This window comes from Streptomyces sp. AK010 (assembly GCF_014207295.1).
Classification (GTDB): Bacteria; Actinomycetota; Actinomycetes; order Streptomycetales; family Streptomycetaceae; genus Streptomyces; species Streptomyces massasporeus.
Genome location: NZ_JACHCX010000017.1, coordinates 126,640 through 143,486, shown reverse-complemented (window position 1 = coordinate 143,486; position 16,847 = coordinate 126,640). Strand labels below are relative to the sequence as shown.

Sequence of the window (16,847 nt, the reverse complement as noted above, 5' to 3'; positions counted from 1 at the left end):
CGTGAACATCCTTTGACGTGAAGAGAGAGCCGGGGTTGCGGGTGACGCGGATCGTCGCTGACGCGACCCGCGCCGTCAGTGGTGCAGGATCTTCGACAGGAAGTCCTTGGCACGGTCGCTGCGCGGATTGCTGAAGAACTGGTCGGGCGCAGCCTCCTCGACGATTCGGCCGTCTGCCATGAACACCACGCGGTTTGCGGCCGATCGCGCGAAACCCATCTCATGGGTGACGACGATCATGGTCATGCCGTCGCGGGCGAGCTGCTGCATGACCTCCAGCACCTCGTTGATCATCTCGGGGTCGAGCGCGGAGGTCGGCTCGTCGAAGAGCATCACCTTCGGCTCCATGGCCAGCGCCCGGGCGATCGCGACACGCTGCTGCTGGCCGCCGGAGAGCTGCGCCGGGTACTTCTCGGCCTGCGCGCTCACACCCACCCGGTCGAGCAGGGCGCGGGCCCGCTCCTCGGCCGCCTTCTTGTCCTTCTTGCGGACCTTGATCTGGCCGAGCATCACGTTCTCGAGCACGGTCTTGTGCGCGAAGAGGTTGAAGGACTGGAAGACCATGCCGACATCGGCGCGGAGCCTGGCGAGCTCCTTGCCCTCGGCGGGCAGGGGCTTGCCGTCGATCGTGATCGTGCCGGAGTCGGTCGTCTCCAGGCGGTTGATGGTGCGGCACAGGGTGGACTTGCCGGACCCGGAGGGCCCGATGACCACGACGACTTCACCGCGGGCGATCGTCAGGTCGATGTCCTGGAGTACGTGCAACGCGCCGAAGTGCTTGTTGACGCTCTTCAGGACGACCAGTTCTCCGGTCGCGGCCACATCTTCCTTGGCCACCGATACTTCGGTCATCGCTCTCAGGCTCCGTCCTCCTCGGTTTCGGAGGACACTAGTTACCCTCTACGACCTGCGTCATTACATCTGAGGGGAATCTGAGCATCACGATCCGATAGCAATCGGACACGTGTCGTAGCACTTGTGAGCAGTGCTCATATCGGCCGGGTAACGGAAGCGCTCCGCAACCGGAACCCTCTTGACGCCGTCCTCATCCATCAGCGTGACTGCACAAGGTGCACGCGCGCGCGTGCACGCCTTTTGTACACACCCAGATCGTACGGCCAGTGAACCGAAGGGAGCCCGGGTGAGACTGCTGCTCGTCGAGGACGACAACCACGTCGCCGCCGCCCTGTCGGCGGTTCTGGCGCGGCACGGGTTCGACGTCACGCACGCGCGCAGCGGTGAGGAGGCCCTCCAGGCCCTCGTTCCCGAGAGCGACTGCTTCGGCGTCGTCCTCCTCGACCTGGGCCTGCCCGACCAGGACGGATACGAGGTCTGCGGCAAGATCCGCAAGCGGACCAGCACCCCGGTGATCATGGTGACCGCCCGTTCCGACGTGCGCTCGCGTATCCACGGTCTCAACCTCGGCGCCGACGACTACGTGGTGAAGCCCTACGACACCGGGGAGCTGCTCGCCCGTATTCACGCCGTGAGCCGGCGCACCTCCCACGAGGACACCTCCGGCGGTATCGAGACCGAGCTGCGGCTCGGCCCGGTGCACATCGAGCTGCCCAACCGCCGGGTCAGCGTGGACGGATCGGTGATCCAGCTGACCCGCAAGGAGTTCGACCTGCTGGCCCTGCTCGCGCAGCGGCCCGGGGTGGTCTTTCGCCGGGAGCAGATCATCAGTGAGGTGTGGCGGACCAGCTGGGAGGGGACCGGGCGGACCCTTGAGGTGCATGTGGCGTCCCTGCGCGCCAAGCTGCGCATGCCGGCCCTGATCGAGACCGTACGCGGAGTCGGATACCGGCTCGTCGCGCCTGCCGGGTAGCGGGGCCTGGTGCGCACTCGTCTGCTCCCGCTGCTCATCATCCTGATGGCGGCCGTGCTGCTCGCGCTCGGCGTCCCGCTCGCCGTGAGCCTCGCCGGGGCGCAGCAGCAGAAGGTCGTCGTCGACCGGATCGACGACACGGCGCGCTTCGCCGCCCTCGCCCAGTTCGTCACCGACTCGCCCGACGGGACCGAGGGCGCGTTCGAGAACGAGCGCCTCGCCACCCTCAGTAGCGAGCTGACCAGCTACTACGACGTCTACGGCATCCGGTCCGGGGTCTTCTACCGCAGCGGCAGTGCTATGGCCCACGCCCCGGCCAAGTGGTCGCTGCCGAAGGAGGGCGAGGTACGGGAGGCGTTCGACGAGGCGCTGCTCAGCCGCCGCAGCCACGACCCGCAGCAGGTGTGGCCCTGGCAGCGCCGTAACCTCGTGGTCGCTTCGCCGGTCATCCGGGACGGGGACGTCGTCGCGGTCGTCGTCACCGACTCGCCCACCGGGCAGCTGCGCTCCCGCACCCTGCACGGCTGGCTGGTCATCGGCGCGGGCGAGTTCGCCGCGATGCTGCTGGCCGTGGGTGCCGCCCTACGGCTGACCGGCTGGGTGCTCAAGCCCGTACGGGTGCTGGACGCCACCACCCACGACATCGCCACCGGGCGGCTCAAGTCACGGGTGGCCGCCGCCGGCGGGCCGCCGGAACTCCAGCGTCTGGCCCGGTCGTTCAACGAGATGGCGGACAACGTCGAGGACGTGCTGGAGCAGCAGCGCGCCTTCGTCGCCGACGCCTCGCACCAGCTGCGCAACCCCCTCGCGGCGCTGCTGCTGCGCATCGAGCTGCTCTCCTTCGAGCTGCCCGAGGGCAACAAGGAGATCGCCTCGGTCCAGGCCGAGGGCAAGCGCCTCGCGCAGGTCCTGGACGACCTGCTCGACCTGGCGCTGGCCGAGCACACCGAGGCGGATCTGAAGATCACCGACATCGGCGAGCTCGCCGCGGAACGCCTCGCTGCCTGGGCCCCGACCGCCGAGGCCAAGGGCGTGCGCCTGGTGGGGGACTGCCCGCCGACGACCGCGTGGGCCGACCCGGTCGCGCTGTCCAGCGCGCTGGACGCGGTCATCGACAACGCGGTGAAGTTCACGCCCGAGGACCGGACCGTCGAGGTGACCGTCGCCTCCCACGGCGCCACCTCCACCGTCGTCGTCACCGACCAGGGCCCGGGTCTCACCGACGAGGAGCTGGCCCGCGTCGGCGACCGCTTCTGGCGCAGCGGCCGGCATCAGAACATCAAGGGCTCGGGCCTCGGGCTGTCCATCTCGCGGGCCCTGCTCGCGGCGGGCGGCGGTTCGATCGCCTACGCCCGTCACGCGCCGCACGGGCTGAAGGTCACGGTGGCGGTGCCGAGGTCGGCACCCACGGCATGACGGAAGGCGACAGCGGCGGTTCCAGTGCCACGGGAGCTGTGGGCACGCTACGGGAGCTGCGGGGCGGGGCCGCTCCGGCTGGAGCTGCGGGCGCGGGCCGCTACGGCTTGACCGACTGGTAGTAGCGCTGGGCGCCGGCATGCAGCTGCAGCGGGTCGGTGTAGATCGCCGTGCGGACGTCGACCAGCTGGGCGGAGTGGACGGTCGCGCCGATGAGGTCCCGGCTGTCGAGCACCGTGCGGGTCAGCCATTCGGTGAGCCGCGGGTCCATGTCGCTGCGGGTGAGCAGCACGTTGGACACCGCCAGGGTCGGCACCGCGTGACCGCGCTGAATGGTGGGGTAGGCCGACTCCGGCATCTTGGTGGCACGGTAGTAGCGCGTGGCGCCGCCCTGGTCGTGCAGCTTGGCCACGAGCCTGGCGTCGATGGGCACGAACCGGAAGGCCGATGGCGACTTGTTGGCCGGCCGGCTCAGCCCGTCCGTGGGCAGCCCGCCCGACCAGAAGAACGCGTCGAGGCCGTGCCCCAGCCGCTTGGGTCCGGTGTCGATGCCGTCCGCAGACGGCTGGATGTCCTTCTCCGGGTCGATGCCGGCGGCCCTGAGCACACCGTTGGCTATCAGCCGTACGCCAGAGTTGGGCAGCCCTATGGCCACGCGTTTGCCCCGCAGGTCGGAGACGGAGCGGATGTCCGAGTCCGGTGGCACGACGAGCTGGACGTAGTCGTCGTAGAGGCGGGCGAGGCCTCGCAGCCGGTCGGCGCCCGGGGCGTTGTCGAGTTTGTACGTGGCGATCGCGTCGGCCGCGGCGATGGCGAAGTCCGCCTCGCCGGTCGCCACGTCGGCGACGTTCTCCTGTGAGCCGGCGCTGGTCAGCAGCCGCACCTTGAGGTCGGGCATGTCCTTGTCGATCTCGGTGCGCAGGAGTTGCCCGTACTCGTGGTAGACCCCGGCGCGGGTGCCCGTGCTGAACGTGATGGTGCCGCTCGGCGGCTCCTCGGCCCAGGGGCGCAGCCACCACAGCAGCAGGCCGAGGACCACGAGGGCGGCGGTGCCGCCCTGCAGGGCCCCGCGCCTGCCGATACGGGGGAGCGTTCTGGACATGCGGGCGATCCTGCCAGCCGGAGTGCCCCTCTGACCAGGGCAGGGGCCACAGGGCGAGGGCGGGGAGTGTCGGTGGCCGCCACTACAGTCGGCCCCATGAGTTCTTCGCCCGCCGACCTGGTCCGTGAATTCCACCGCGCCTTCGGCCTGGACGCCCGCAGTACGCCCACGGAGATCTCTCCGGAACTCGCCGCTCACCGGGGCGAGCTTCTCGCGGAGGAGGCCGCCGAGGTGGCGGAGGTGTCGGTGCGGGGCCCGCTCGACCGGCTCGCCCACGAGCTGGCGGACGTGGTCTACGTCGCCTACGGCACCGCCCTGGTGCACGGCATCGACCTGGACGCGGTGCTCGCCGAGGTCCACCGCTCCAACATGACGAAGATCGGCCCCGACGGCTCGGTCTCCCGCCGCGAGGACGGCAAGGTGCTCAAAGGGGAGCACTACGAGGCGCCGGACGTGCCGGGGGTGCTGCGCAGACAGGGGTGGGCGCCGGGCGGGGGCGCCTGACCCGGGCACCGTCCCGGGCCCCGGTCTCGCGCCGCCCGGCCCACTCTCCTCGGTCGGCTATCTGTGCCCCACTCTTCTCGTCGGCGACCGCTGCCCCACTCTCCTCAGTCGGCGACCGGTGCCTCGGCCTCGGTCGCTTGGGGCGCCGGCTCCGGGCGGCGGGGCTCGCGGCGTCGTCCCCACCAGGTCGCCACCGGCTCGGTGTAACGCGCGGTGAGCGGGCCCAGCACCACCAGGATCAGGACGTAGGCCGTGGCCAGGGGGCCGAGGGACGGTTCGATGCCTGCCGACACCGCCAGCCCGGCGATGACGATCGAGAACTCGCCGCGGGCCACGAGCGCACCACCCGCACGCCAGCGGCCCCTGACGGAGATCCCGGCGCGCCGGGCCGCCCAGTAGCCGGTGGCGATCTTCGTCAGCGCGGTGAGGACGGCCAGTCCGAGGGCGGGCAGCAGGACGGGCGGGATGCTCGACGGGTCGGTGTGCAGCCCGAAGAAGACGAAGAAGACCGCCGCGAACAGGTCACGCAAGGGACTCAGCAGGGTGTGCGCACCCTCCGCGACCTCCCCCGACAGTGCGATGCCCACCAGGAAGGCCCCGACCGCCGCCGACACCTGGAGCTGCTGCGCGACGCCCGCGACCAGGATCGTCAGACCCAGCACGACCAGCAGCAGCTTCTCCGGGTCGTCGCTGGAGACGAACCGCGAGATGAGCCTGCCGTAGCGCACGGCGAGGAACAGCACCAGCCCGGCCGCGCCCAGCGCGATCGCCAGGGTCACGCTCCCGGCCATCAGGCCGGCTCCCGCCACCAGCGCGGTGACGATGGGCAGGTACACCGCCATCGCCAGGTCCTCCAGCACCAGCACGCTGAGGATCACCGGCGTCTCCCGGTTGCCGACCCGGCCCAGATCGCCCAGCACCTTCGCGATCACGCCGGACGACGAGATCCAGGTGACACCGGCCAGCACGACGGCGGCCACCGGACCCCAGCCGAGCAGCAGCGCCAAGGCCGCCCCGGGCAGCGCGTTGAGGGCGCAGTCGACCAGACCGGACGGATAGTGGGTCTTGAGGTTGGAGACCAGATCGCTCGCCGTGTACTCCAGGCCCAGCATCAACAGCAGCAGGATGACGCCGATCTCCGCGCCGGTGGCGACGAACTCCTCGCTCGCGCCCAGCGGCAGCAGACCGCCCTCACCGAAGGCCAGACCGGCCAGGAGGTACAGGGGTATCGGGGAGAGCCGGAACCGGGCGGCGAACCGGCCGAGCAGGCCGAGGCCGAGAATGATGGAACCGAACTCGATGAGCAGAACCGCGGAGTGCAACGGCTCACTCCCGCCCGAGTATGGTCGCGGCCGCGTCGACGCCCTCACGGGTCCCGACGACGATCAGCGTGTCGCCGCCCGCCAGCCGGAAGTCCGGCGCGGGCGACGGGATGGCCTCGGCCCGGCGCAGCACGGCCACCACCGACGCGCCCGTCTCCGTCCGCATCCGCATGTCGCCCAGCACCCGCCCGTTCCAGCGCGAGGTCGCGGCCACCTCGATCCGCTCGGCGACCAGCCCCAGGTCCGTGGTGTACAGCAGGCTCGGGCTGTGGTGGGACGGCTTCAGCGCGTCGATCAGCGATCCCGCCTCCGAGGTGGTCAGCTTCAGGGACTGGGCGCAGGAGTCGGGGTCGTCGGACCGGTACACGTTCACCGTGCGCGTGCCGTCGCGGTGCGCCACCACCGACAGGTGGCGGTGCTCCCGGGTCTCCAGGTCGTACTGGACCCCGATACCCGGTAGTGGCGTCGCCCTCAGGCGCGGAGCTGACACGTTGCTTCCCCTTGTCCGTCTGGTTCGTTGTTTTGTCGCACGTTGTCGCACGTTGTCGCAGGTTGCCGCATGTGGTCGCGCTCGGCTGGTCCGATGAGCGGTGTCGATCACCGGACGGGTCAAGTCCGCATGGTCCCATCCGGCCGTACGGTGACGACATGGGTGTCGTGACGGATATGCGCAGCTGCCGGTCGCCGGAGAGGGTGGACGGGGCGGTGCACTGCGCGAACGCGGGAAGGAGCGGGTCCAGGAGCGTGTCGTTGTTCTGGCGGATCTTCTCGCTCAACGCCGCCGGCCTGGTCGTGGCCACGGCGCTGCTGCTCGGCCCGGTCACCGTGTCCACCCCCGTCCTCGCGGGCGAGGCCCTCGTTCTGCTCGGCGGCCTGGTGCTGCTGCTCGCCGGCAACGCGCTCGTGCTGCGCTTCGGCCTGGTGCCCCTGCAACGGCTGGACCGGGCCATGGCCACCGCGGATCTGCTGCGTCCGGGCTCCCGGCCGGTGGTCGCGGGACCGGCGGAGACGGCCGGGCTGATCACGACGTACAACACGATGCTCGACCGGCTGGAGGCCGAGCGGGCCGCGGGCGCCGCACGGGCACTGTCCGCGCAGGAGAGCGAACGGCACCGGATCGCCCGGGAGCTCCACGACGAGGTCGGGCAGACCCTGACCGCCGTCCTCCTCCAGCTCAAGCGCGTCGCGGATCTGGCGCCGGAAGACCTTCGCGAGGAGGTGGGCCAGGCGCAGGAGGCGACCCGGGCCGGCCTGGACGAGATCCGCCGGATCGCACGCCGGCTGCGCCCCGGCGTACTGGAGGAACTCGGGCTGGCCAGCGCCCTGCGCTCGCTCACCGGCGAGTTCTCGGCCCACGGGCTGACCGTGCGCCATCACGTCACCGGCGAGCTTCCCGCCCTGACCCCCGAAGCGGAACTCGTCGTCTACCGGGTCGCCCAGGAGGGCCTGACCAACACCGCCCGGCATGCCGCCGCCGACCGCGCCGAACTCCGCCTCCAGCCGGTCCCCGGCGGCGTCGAACTCCTCGTACGCGACAACGGCACCGGCCTCGGCGACGCCCCCGAGGGCGCAGGCCTCACGGGCATGCGCGAACGCGCCCTGCTCATCGGTGCCGCCCTGACTCTGGAGACAGCGCCGGGCGGGGGCACCGACGTACGGCTGCGCGTACCGGTGGCCGTGCGCGAACCAGTGACCGAAGGACCCCGCTGATGCCCACACCGATCCGTGTGCTGCTGGCCGACGACCACACCCTCGTGCGCCGGGGCGTGCGCCTCATCCTGGACGGGGAGCCCGACCTCACGGTCGTGGCCGAGGCCGGGGACGGCGCCGAAGCCGTCGCACGCGCGCGTGAGACCCCCGTCGACCTCGCCGTCCTGGACGTGGCCATGCCCCGCATGACCGGCCTCCAGGCGGCCCGGGAGCTCTCCCGGCGACTGCCCGACCTGCACATCCTGATCCTGACCATGTACGACAACGAGGAGTACTTCTTCGAGGCGCTCAGGGCCGGAGCGAGCGGCTACGTCCTCAAGTCCGTCGCCGACCGCGACCTGGTCGAGGCCTGCCGGGCGGCCGTGCGCGACGAGCCGTTCATCTACCCGGGCGCCGAACGCGCCCTAGTCCGCTCCTACCTCGAGCGGCTGCACCGGGGCGACGGCCTGCCGGAGCGGGCCATCACCGAACGCGAGGAGGAGATCCTCAAGCTGGTCGCCGAGGGCCACACCTCGAAGGAGATCGGCGAACTCCTCTTCATCAGCGCCAAGACGGTCGAGCGCCACCGTGCCAACCTCCTCCAGAAGCTCGGCATGCGTGATCGCCTGGAGCTGACCCGGTATGCGATCAGGGCCGGACTCATCGAACCCTGAGCCCGGGGCGGAGGTTGTCCACAGGCGGCCGAGCCACTTTCGCCGACCGCCTACCCTTGTCCCCATGAGCAGCATCGACCGGAGCCAGTCAGTGGGCGGCACGCGCACATACGAGGTACGCACCTACGGGTGCCAGATGAACGTCCACGACTCCGAGCGATTGTCCGGACTGCTGGAGGACGCGGGCTACGTCCGTGCCCCCGAGGGCGCCGACGGGGCGGACGTCGTCGTCTTCAACACCTGCGCCGTGCGGGAGAACGCCGACAACAAGCTGTACGGCAACCTCGGCCACCTCGCCCCGAAGAAGGCGAGCCGCCCCGGCATGCAGATCGCGGTCGGCGGCTGCCTCGCGCAGAAGGACCGCGACACCATCGTGGAGCGGGCGCCCTGGGTGGACGTCGTCTTCGGCACGCACAACATCGGCAAGCTGCCGGTCCTGCTGGAGCGCGCCCGCGTGCAGGAGGAGGCGCAGGTCGAGATCGCCGAGTCGCTGGAGGCGTTCCCCTCTACGCTGCCCACGCGTCGTGAGAGCGCTTACGCGGCCTGGGTCTCCATCTCCGTCGGCTGCAACAACACCTGCACCTTCTGCATCGTCCCGGCCCTGCGCGGCAAGGAGAAGGACCGCCGCCCCGGCGACATCCTCGCCGAGATCGAGGCCCTGGTCGCCGAGGGCGTCTCCGAGATCACACTGCTCGGTCAGAACGTCAACGCCTACGGCTCCGACATCGGCGACCGCGAGGCCTTCAGCAAGCTGCTGCGCGCCTGCGGGAAGATCGACGGCCTGGAGCGCGTCCGCTTCACCTCGCCGCACCCGCGGGACTTCACCGACGACGTCATCGCCGCCATGGCCGAGACGCCGAACGTGATGCCGCAGCTGCACATGCCGCTCCAGTCCGGCTCGGACCCGGTCCTCAAGGCCATGCGCCGCTCCTACCGCCAGGAGCGCTTCCTCGGCATCATCGAGAAGGTCCGCGCCGCCATCCCGCACGCCGCGATCAGCACGGACATCATCGTGGGCTTCCCCGGCGAGACCGAGGAGGACTTCGAGCAGACGCTGCACGTGGTGCGCGAGGCCCGTTTCGCCCAGGCCTTCACGTTCCAGTACTCGAAGCGGCCCGGCACCCCGGCCGCCGAGATGGACGGCCAGATCCCCAAGAAGGTCGTCCAGGAGCGCTACGAGCGGCTCGTAGCCCTTCAGGAGGAGATCTCCTGGGAGGAGAACAAGAAGCAGGTCGGCCGCACGCTGGAGCTGATGGTCGCCGAGGGCGAGGGCCGCAAGGACGACACCACCCACCGCCTCTCCGGCCGCGCCCCCGACAGCCGCCTCGTCCACTTCACCAAGCCGGACGAGGACGTCCGTCCCGGCGACGTGGTCACGGTCGAGATCACCTACGCCGCCCCGCACCACCTCCTCGCCGAGGGCCCTGTGCTGGACGTGCGCCGCACGCGCGCGGGCGACGCCTGGGAGAAGCGCAACGCGGCCGAGAAGGCCAAGCCCGTCGGCGTGATGCTGGGCCTGCCGAAGATCGGTGCCCCCGAGCCCCTGCCCGCCGTGGCGAGCGGGTGCGGCTGCGACTGACCCGGGCTGCCGCCGCCCAGAGCGGTGGCAGCGGCTCCCGCTCCTGAGAGTTACCCTGCCGATCATGCTTGTCGCCGCCGCTGTCTGCCCTTGCCCGCCCCTGCTGGTCCCCGAGGTCGCCGCCGGCGCCGCCCCGGAACTGGACGCCGCGCGGGCCGCCTGCACGGACGCACTGGGGGTGCTCGCCGCCGCCCGGCCCAGTCGGCTCGTGGTCGTCGGACCGGTGGACGGTGCCGGGCCCGAGGCGTACCCGGAGGGCACGGCGGGGTCCTTGCGGGGCTTCGGCGTCGATCTCGACGTACGGCTGGGAACGGGCGAGGGCGCGGACACGGAACAGCGGTTGCCGTACGCGCTGGCGGTCGCGGCCTGGCTGCTGGAGCGGACCGGGTGGTCCGACGCTCCGGTCGAGGGCCTCGGCGTAGGGGAGTCGTACCCGCCCGGGCTGTGCGCGCGGACCGGGAGGGACATCGCCACCCGGGACGAGCGGGTCGCCCTGCTGGTGATGGGCGACGCGAGCGCGTGCCGGACGCTCAAGGCCCCGGGGTATCTGGACGAACGGGCGGCGCCCTTCGACGCGGAGGTCGCACGCGCGCTCGGCGCGGCGGACGTGGCGGCCCTCACCACACTGGACACGGGGCTGGCACACGAGCTGAAGGTGTCCGGCCGGGCCCCCTGGCAGGTCCTGGCGGGCGCGGCCGACGGCGCGGGCCTCGGCGGCTCTCTGCTGTACGAGGACGCGCCGTACGGCGTGGGATACGTCGTCGCCGCCTGGTCGTAGACCGGGCGGCGAGGCACGGACACGGGCGCGGGAAACGGCGGACGGCCGGGAGTTCTCGTGCTCCGCGGCCGTCCGACGATGTGCCCTTGAGTGTGCCGATGAGCGCAGGGAACCTGCTGTGCACGGAACCTGCTGTGCCGATGTGCGCTCAGGAGGTGGGCGGTGGTGCCTCCGGATGGGGAGTGCCGCCCGGGTCCCGGGGCGGAGCCGTCCGGCCGGTGCCGGGCGGCGTCGTGCCGGACGTCGTCGTGCCGCCCGTGTCCGATGAGGTGTCGCCATGGTGCGTGAGTCGGCCCATGGCGCCCTTGGCCCGGCCCGTGCCCGACTGGATCCTGTCGCTGTACTTGCCCTTGGTCGTCTTGTCTACGGCCTGCGAGGCCTTGTCGAGACCGTGGTGGATCTTGCCCTCGTGCCGCTGTGCGAGGTCCGAGACCTTGCCCTTGACCGGCCCCAGCTTGGCTTTCACGATCTTCATGAGACCCATGGCTCACCTTCCCTCGCGCAGGGCGGTCAGGTACGGGCGCCCTCGCCGGCCTCGTTGTCTGCCGCCTTCTCGGTGGATTGCTGCTTGGGGATGTCGACACCCTCGGACTCGGTGGACGTCGAGGCCTCCGTGGTGGCCTCGGCAGTCGTCTCCGCCGCTTCCTTCGCTCCGTCGGTGCCCTTCGTCTCCGCGGCCTCGGCCGCCTCCGTCTCGGGCCCGGCCTTCGCCGTGTCGGTCTGAGCCTCGGCCGCAGGCGTCTCCGCCGTGGCCTTCGACCGCCGGAGAAGTCGTGCAAAAACGCCCATATCCACTCCATACGTTACTCGTGCGGGCGAAATCCCGCGTTGCCCGGTGCGGCAATTTGCGCGGCCCGGGCCACCGCCTCTGTGATCCGGCGGCAGGAACCTCGCAACGGGCAACGACCCCGCGGTCGTCGCGTCACGTAACTCGTTCGAGACCCGGTGTCGAGGTTTGCGAGACTGGGGCGGTGAGCAGTGCACCCCCCGCCCCCCGCGTCATCGCCGTCGTCGGACCAACTGCGGCCGGAAAGTCCGATCTGGGCGTATTCCTGGCCCAGCGTCTCGGTGGTGAAGTCGTCAACGCCGACTCCATGCAGCTCTACCGAGGGATGGACATCGGTACCGCCAAGCTGACGCCCGAGGAGCGCGACGGCGTCCCCCATCACCTGCTGGACATCTGGGACGTGACCGTCACGGCGTCCGTCGCCGAGTACCAGCGCCTGGCCCGGGAGCGGATCGAGGCGCTGCTCGCCGAGGGCCGCTGGCCGATCCTGGTCGGCGGCTCGGGGCTGTATGTGCGCGGGGCCGTCGACAACCTGGAGTTCCCCGGGACCGACCCCGAGGTCCGGGCCCGCCTGGAGGAGGAGCTCACGCTGCGCGGCTCCGGAGCGCTGCACGCCCGCCTGGCCGCCGCCGACCCCGAGGCCGCCCGCGCCATCCTGCCGAGCAACGGCCGCCGGGTCGTCCGCGCCCTTGAGGTGATCGAGATCACCGGCAGGCCTTTCACGGCCAACCTCCCCGGCCACGACTCGGTGTACGACACTCTCCAGATCGGCGTCGACGTGGCCCGCCCCGAGCTCGACGAGCGCATCGCACGCCGGGTCGACCGGATGTGGGACGCCGGCCTCGTGGACGAGGTGAACGCACTCCAGGCGCAGGGGTTGCGTGAAGGGCGTACGGCCTCGCGCGCGCTCGGCTACCAGCAGGTGCTCGCGGCGCTCGCCGGGGAGTGCACCCTCGAGGAAGCGCGGACCGAGACCGTGCGTGCCACCAAGCGCTTCGCGCGCCGCCAGGATTCATGGTTCAGGCGCGACCCGCGGGTGCACTGGCTGAGTGGGGCGGCGGCCGATCGCACGGAACTTCCGCAGCTCGCGCTGTCCTTGGTCGAACGACCGGTTACAGCCTGATCACGTCATGGCATCGGGACGCCCAGGCCGTCATCCGGCCCCTCGGCGGCGTGCCATCATCGAGCTTCGATCGACCGAGTTGAGTCCTAGTTGGGAGGGCGCGTGGCGATGGAGGCCGGCCCTCGCGACACCGCACGAAGCACTGATCACTTCACCGCCGAGCGGGATGAGACGGGGCGCGGGGACGCACCTGAGCAGGATGCGGACCACCTCAGCTCCGACGGGCCCGACGAGACGCAGGGTGTGACGGACGACGGCCCCGAGCCCGGCGAGATGTTCGCCGACGAGGTCGAGGTCGAGCTGCGCCCGCAGCGCCGGCTCCGCATCTGGCAGCTGGCTCCCATCGTGAGCCTCGCGGCACTCGGCTCCCTGATGTTCGCCTTCCCGCTCGCCTTCGACTTCGGCGACAGCGGCGCCGTCATCGCCATGCTGGGCCTGCTGATCTGCTCCTGCGCGGCCGGCTGGGGCATGATGGCCGCCCGCCGCGTCGGCTACACCTGGCCGGGCCTGCCGGCCCGCGGCTCCGGCCGCAGAGCCGACTGGCGGGTCGTCCTCGCGTATGCCCTGGTCGTGGCCGTCGTGGTGGTCCTCGCCGTGTGGCGGGTGGCACGACTCCGTTAGTGGATGCGTGCCCCGTTACGATCGAGGCATGAGCACGCGGATCGCCTTCCTCAAGGGGCACGGCACCGAGAACGACTTCGTGATCGTCCCGGACCCCGAGAACGCCATCGACCTGCCCCCGGCCGCCGTCGCCGCCCTGTGCGACCGCCGCGCCGGCATCGGCGGTGACGGGCTGCTGCATGTCGTGCGGTCCGCCGCCCACCCGGAGGCCGAGGGCATGGCGGCCGAGGCGGAGTGGTTCATGGACTACCGCAACGGCGACGGCTCGGTCGCGGAGATGTGCGGCAACGGCGTGCGGGTGTTCGCGCGCTACCTCCAGCGCTCCGGTCACGTGACCGAGGGAGACCTCGCGGTCGCCACGCGCGGAGGCGTGAAGACCGTGCACATCGCCAAGGACGGTGACGTGACCGTGGGCATGGGCCGGGCGGTGCTCCCCGAGGGCGACGTCACGGTGAGTGTCGGTGAGCGCAGCTGGCCCGCGCGGAACGTCAACATGGGCAACCCGCACGCGGTGGCCTTCGTGGACGATCTCTCCCACGCCGGTGATCTGCTCTCCCCGCCGCCCTTCAGCCCGGCCGCCGCGTACCCGGACGGTGTGAACGTGGAGTTCGTGGTCGACCGCGGCCCCGGGCACGTCGCGCTGCGCGTGCACGAGCGCGGCTCCGGCGAGACCCGCTCGTGCGGCACGGGCGCGTGCGCGGTCGCCGTGGCCGCCGCCCGCCGCGACGGCGCCGACCCGACGGCCACGGGCGCCCCCGCGACCTACACCGTCGACGTCCCGGGCGGCACCCTGGTGATCACCGAGCGGCCCGACGGCGAGATCGAGATGACCGGTCCGGCCGTGATCGTGGCCGAGGGGGAGATCGACGCGGACTGGCTGGAAGCCGCCGCGTCCGCGTGAGCGGCAGCGGGTCGTCCTGAAACATCCGCCCGGCTTCGGCCACCCGACCCGAAACCACCGTTGATATCCGGCCACTTGGCGGGAATCACGTCGTAAGAGTGGTGGCGTAGGGGGGTGCAAACCTCACATTCATCCCTCGAATGGGTGATCAGTTTCACGCTCGGCGAGAGGCGGTCAGTCGGGCGTGGTGGGCTCGGTAGCATCAAGCACCGGCCCGGACGGGGGACCGAAGCCGCTCCCTGAGCCGTGTCCGCTCTGGGGCACCCCGTCCGCCGGTTGACGCAGCCGGAGGTGCCCATGAGTGCGGAGGCCACGAATTCCGTGACCCCAGGCCCGATGCCGGGCGCGGTGTCAGGACAGGTGACGCCGACAGCCCCCCGCAGAAAGGCCCGCCCCCGGGTCGACCTGCGCCGCCTCGGCCGCGCGGCCCTGCTCGGCTCCGCCGCCCGCGGCCGGCTGCCCGACGCCATCAGCCATGTCGTCGAGGCCCACCGCGCCCACCACCCCGACGCGGACCTAGAACCCCTGCGCCACGCCTACGTCCTGGCCGAGTCCTCGCACCGCGGCCAGATGCGCAAGAGCGGTGAGCCGTACATCACGCACCCGCTCGCGGTGACCCTGATCCTCGCCGAACTCGGCGCCGAGACCACGACGTTGACCGCGTCCCTGCTGCACGACACCGTCGAGGACACGGACGTGACGCTCGACCAGGTACGCGACCAGTTCGGCGAGGAGGTCCGCTACCTCGTCGACGGCGTCACCAAACTGGAGAAGGTCGACTACGGCGCCGCCGCCGAGTCCGAGACCTTCCGCAAGATGCTCGTCGCCACCGGCAACGACGTCCGAGTCATGTCGATCAAACTCGCCGACCGGCTGCACAACATGCGCACCCTCGGCGTCATGCGCCCCGAGAAACAGGAGCGCATCGCCAAGGTGACACGTGACGTACTCATCCCGCTCGCCGAACGGCTCGGCGTCCAGGCGCTCAAGACCGAACTGGAAGACCTGGTCTTCGCGATCCTGCATCCCGAGGAGTACGCGCACACCAGAGAGTTGATCGTCCGCAACGCGGCCCGCGCGGACGACCCGCTCGCCGAGGTCGCCGACGAGGTGCGCGGGGTGCTGCGCGAGGCGGACATCACGGCCGAAGTCCTCATCCGGCCCCGCCACTTCGTCTCGGTGCACCGCGTCTCCCGCAAACGCGGCCGGCTGCGCGGCTCCGATTTCGGCCGCGTCCTGGTGCTGGTGAACGAGGACGCCGACTGCTACGGCGTCCTGGGTGAACTGCACACCTGTATGAAGCCGGTGGTCTCCGAGTTCAAGGACTTCATCGCTGTACCGAAGTTCAACCTGTACCAGTCGCTGCACACGGCCGTGGCGCGCGAGGACGGTCAGGTCGTCGAGGTCCTGATCCGGACGCACCAGATGCACAAGGTCGCCGAGGCCGGTGTCGTCGCCCTCGGAAACCCGTACGCACCGGCCCCCGAGGACCCGGCCGACGGCGAGCGCGTCGACCCCACCCGCCCCGGCTGGCTCTCCCGGCTCCTCGACTGGCAGGAGGCGGCGCCCGACCCCGACCACTTCTGGTCGACCCTGCGCGAGGACCTCGCCCAGGACCGTGAGATCACCGTGTTCCGGCCCGACGGCGGCACCCTCGGCCTGCCGGAGGGCGCGACCTGCGTGGACGCCGCGTACGCGCAGTACGGCGAGGACGCGCACGCCTGCATCGGGGCCCGGGTGAACGGCCGCCTGGCGACGCTGAGCACCGTGCTGCGGGACGGCGACACCGTTCAGCTCCTCATGGGCCAGGACCCGGCGTCGGAGCCCTCCCGGGAGTGGCTGGAGCACGCCCACACGCCCGCGGCCCGGATCGCCATCCAGCGGTGGCTGACCGCGCATCCGGCGCAGGCCGAGTCCCAGCAGCAGAGCGAGGCGCGGATCGCCGGGGACCGGTCCGCCCTGCGGCCCGTCGACGTACCCGACCCGGAGACGGCCCCGGAGCAGCCCGCCGACCGCCCCGGCACCGGCCATGTCCTCGCCGACCTGCCCGGCGCGAGCGTCCGGCTCGCCCGCTGCTGCACGCCCGTACCGCCCGACGAGATCACCGGCTTCGCGGTACGCGGAGGAGCGGTCACCGTGCACCGCGTGGAGTGTGCCGCGGTGGCGCGCATGAAGGACGGGGGGCGTGCGGAGGTCGGCGTGCGCTGGGGGGAGACCGCCGAGTGCCGGGTCACGCTGGTCGCCGAATCGTTCGTCCGTCCCCATCTGCTGGCCGACCTCACCGAGGCCATGGCCTCCGAGGGCGCCGAGATCGTCTCGGCGACCGTCGAGCCCCCGACCCAGCAGCAGGTGCGGCACACCTACACCGTGCATCTCCCGGACGCCGGCCAGCTGCCCGCCCTGATGCGCGCGATGCGCAATGTGGCCGGGGTGTACGACGTCAGCCGGGCCCAGCCGCAGCCACAGGGCGGCTGACCGGCCAGGGCCTGTGCACGGCGGTGTCAAGCGCCGGGCTCGCCCCGC

The 16,847-nt window shown here is 71.4% G+C and carries 17 protein-coding genes; 11 read left to right on the top strand and 6 right to left on the bottom strand.

Going from position 1 to position 16,847, the window contains the following annotated elements:
• Positions 1-75: 75 nt before the first annotated feature.
• Positions 76-852: an amino acid ABC transporter ATP-binding protein gene (locus tag HDC93_RS28540; RefSeq protein WP_185013726.1), complete on the bottom strand. Its 777-nt coding sequence runs from the start codon at positions 850-852 to the stop codon at positions 76-78.
• A gap of 289 nt (positions 853-1,141) precedes the next feature.
• Here HDC93_RS28540 and HDC93_RS28535 point away from each other — a divergent pair, with 289 nt between their 5' ends.
• Together HDC93_RS28535 and HDC93_RS28530 are read left to right on the top strand one after the other, a co-directional pair.
• Complete coding sequence (locus HDC93_RS28535; protein WP_185013725.1) at positions 1,142-1,828, top strand: response regulator transcription factor; 687 nt, start codon at positions 1,142-1,144, stop codon at positions 1,826-1,828.
• A 9-nt stretch (positions 1,829-1,837) separates the two neighbouring features.
• On the top strand, positions 1,838-3,244 hold the full coding sequence (locus HDC93_RS28530) for a HAMP domain-containing sensor histidine kinase (protein ID WP_185013724.1): 1,407 nt from the start codon (positions 1,838-1,840) through the stop codon (positions 3,242-3,244).
• A gap of 100 nt (positions 3,245-3,344) precedes the next feature.
• Here HDC93_RS28530 and HDC93_RS28525 read toward each other — a convergent pair whose 3' ends face one another.
• Positions 3,345-4,346, bottom strand: coding sequence for a TAXI family TRAP transporter solute-binding subunit (locus HDC93_RS28525; RefSeq protein WP_185013723.1), 1,002 nt, complete (start codon positions 4,344-4,346; stop codon positions 3,345-3,347).
• 96 nt (positions 4,347-4,442) lie between these two features.
• On the opposite strand from HDC93_RS28525, the gene HDC93_RS28520 reads away from it, so the two are divergent.
• Positions 4,443-4,850, top strand: a complete 408-nt coding sequence (locus HDC93_RS28520) for a MazG nucleotide pyrophosphohydrolase domain-containing protein (RefSeq protein WP_185013722.1) — start codon at positions 4,443-4,445, stop codon at positions 4,848-4,850.
• Between the two features lie 104 nt (positions 4,851-4,954).
• Here the strand turns inward: HDC93_RS28520 and HDC93_RS28515 are convergent, their stop codons facing one another.
• A complete protein-coding gene (locus tag HDC93_RS28515; RefSeq protein ID WP_185013721.1) occupies positions 4,955-6,172 on the bottom strand; it encodes a cation:proton antiporter in 1,218 nt (405 codons plus the stop codon).
• 4 nt (positions 6,173-6,176) lie between these two features.
• On the bottom strand, positions 6,177-6,662 hold the full coding sequence (locus tag HDC93_RS28510) for a cation:proton antiporter regulatory subunit (protein WP_185013720.1): 486 nt from the start codon (positions 6,660-6,662) through the stop codon (positions 6,177-6,179).
• A gap of 254 nt (positions 6,663-6,916) precedes the next feature.
• Here HDC93_RS28510 and HDC93_RS28505 point away from each other — a divergent pair, with 254 nt between their 5' ends.
• The 4 genes from HDC93_RS28505 to HDC93_RS28490 all read left to right on the top strand — a co-directional run bounded on the left by HDC93_RS28505 (position 6,917) and on the right by HDC93_RS28490 (position 10,892).
• Positions 6,917-7,882, top strand: a complete 966-nt coding sequence (locus tag HDC93_RS28505) for a sensor histidine kinase (RefSeq protein WP_185013719.1) — start codon at positions 6,917-6,919, stop codon at positions 7,880-7,882.
• On the top strand, positions 7,882-8,535 hold the full coding sequence (locus tag HDC93_RS28500) for a response regulator transcription factor (protein ID WP_097221299.1): 654 nt from the start codon (positions 7,882-7,884) through the stop codon (positions 8,533-8,535). Before HDC93_RS28505 ends, HDC93_RS28500 begins: the two co-directional genes overlap by 1 nt.
• Before the next feature lie 64 nt (positions 8,536-8,599).
• Entirely contained in the window at positions 8,600-10,114 is a 1,515-nt protein-coding gene (miaB, locus tag HDC93_RS28495) for a tRNA (N6-isopentenyl adenosine(37)-C2)-methylthiotransferase MiaB (RefSeq protein ID WP_185013718.1), read from the top strand.
• A 64-nt stretch (positions 10,115-10,178) separates the two neighbouring features.
• Positions 10,179-10,892 (top strand): class III extradiol dioxygenase subunit B-like domain-containing protein, encoded by a 714-nt coding sequence (locus tag HDC93_RS28490; RefSeq protein ID WP_185013717.1) that lies wholly within the window; start codon positions 10,179-10,181, stop codon positions 10,890-10,892.
• Between the two features lie 148 nt (positions 10,893-11,040).
• On the opposite strand, the gene HDC93_RS28485 is transcribed toward HDC93_RS28490, so the two are convergent.
• Together HDC93_RS28485 and HDC93_RS28480 are read right to left on the bottom strand one after the other, a co-directional pair.
• Positions 11,041-11,376, bottom strand: a complete 336-nt coding sequence (locus tag HDC93_RS28485; RefSeq protein ID WP_185013716.1) for an antitoxin — start codon at positions 11,374-11,376, stop codon at positions 11,041-11,043.
• 26 nt (positions 11,377-11,402) lie between these two features.
• Positions 11,403-11,681 (bottom strand): hypothetical protein, encoded by a 279-nt coding sequence (locus HDC93_RS28480; RefSeq protein WP_185013715.1) that lies wholly within the window; start codon positions 11,679-11,681, stop codon positions 11,403-11,405.
• A gap of 182 nt (positions 11,682-11,863) precedes the next feature.
• Here HDC93_RS28480 and miaA point away from each other — a divergent pair, with 182 nt between their 5' ends.
• The 4 genes from miaA to HDC93_RS28460 all read left to right on the top strand — a co-directional run bounded on the left by miaA (position 11,864) and on the right by HDC93_RS28460 (position 16,799).
• Positions 11,864-12,802, top strand: a complete 939-nt coding sequence (miaA, locus tag HDC93_RS28475; RefSeq protein ID WP_185013714.1) for a tRNA (adenosine(37)-N6)-dimethylallyltransferase MiaA — start codon at positions 11,864-11,866, stop codon at positions 12,800-12,802.
• Positions 12,803-12,910: 108 nt separating this feature from the next.
• The gene (locus tag HDC93_RS28470) at positions 12,911-13,423 is read left to right on the top strand and encodes a hypothetical protein (RefSeq protein WP_185013760.1); all 513 of its coding nucleotides are present in this window, start codon (positions 12,911-12,913) and stop codon (positions 13,421-13,423) included.
• A 28-nt stretch (positions 13,424-13,451) separates the two neighbouring features.
• Positions 13,452-14,324 (top strand): diaminopimelate epimerase, encoded by an 873-nt coding sequence (gene dapF / locus HDC93_RS28465; RefSeq protein WP_185013713.1) that lies wholly within the window; start codon positions 13,452-13,454, stop codon positions 14,322-14,324.
• A 297-nt stretch (positions 14,325-14,621) separates the two neighbouring features.
• On the top strand, positions 14,622-16,799 hold the full coding sequence (locus tag HDC93_RS28460; RefSeq protein ID WP_185013712.1) for a bifunctional (p)ppGpp synthetase/guanosine-3',5'-bis(diphosphate) 3'-pyrophosphohydrolase: 2,178 nt from the start codon (positions 14,622-14,624) through the stop codon (positions 16,797-16,799).
• The last annotated feature ends 48 nt before the right edge of the window (positions 16,800-16,847 follow it).

Excerpts from the sequence above, each read along its gene's own strand:
- HDC93_RS28540 (WP_185013726.1), bottom strand. The coding sequence starts at position 852 with ATGACCGAAGTATCGGTGGCCAAGGAAGATGTGGCCGCGACCGGAGAA.
- HDC93_RS28525 (WP_185013723.1), bottom strand. The coding sequence starts at position 4,346 with ATGTCCAGAACGCTCCCCCGTATCGGCAGGCGCGGGGCCCTGCAGGGC.
- HDC93_RS28520 (WP_185013722.1), top strand. The coding sequence starts at position 4,443 with ATGAGTTCTTCGCCCGCCGACCTGGTCCGTGAATTCCACCGCGCCTTC.
- HDC93_RS28500 (WP_097221299.1), top strand. The coding sequence starts at position 7,882 with ATGCCCACACCGATCCGTGTGCTGCTGGCCGACGACCACACCCTCGTG.
- miaB (WP_185013718.1), top strand. The coding sequence starts at position 8,600 with ATGAGCAGCATCGACCGGAGCCAGTCAGTGGGCGGCACGCGCACATAC.
- HDC93_RS28490 (WP_185013717.1), top strand. The coding sequence starts at position 10,179 with ATGCTTGTCGCCGCCGCTGTCTGCCCTTGCCCGCCCCTGCTGGTCCCC.
- HDC93_RS28485 (WP_185013716.1), bottom strand. The coding sequence starts at position 11,376 with ATGGGTCTCATGAAGATCGTGAAAGCCAAGCTGGGGCCGGTCAAGGGC.
- HDC93_RS28480 (WP_185013715.1), bottom strand. The coding sequence starts at position 11,681 with ATGGGCGTTTTTGCACGACTTCTCCGGCGGTCGAAGGCCACGGCGGAG.
- HDC93_RS28470 (WP_185013760.1), top strand. The coding sequence starts at position 12,911 with ATGGAGGCCGGCCCTCGCGACACCGCACGAAGCACTGATCACTTCACC.
- dapF (WP_185013713.1), top strand. The coding sequence starts at position 13,452 with ATGAGCACGCGGATCGCCTTCCTCAAGGGGCACGGCACCGAGAACGAC.
- HDC93_RS28460 (WP_185013712.1), top strand. The coding sequence starts at position 14,622 with ATGAGTGCGGAGGCCACGAATTCCGTGACCCCAGGCCCGATGCCGGGC.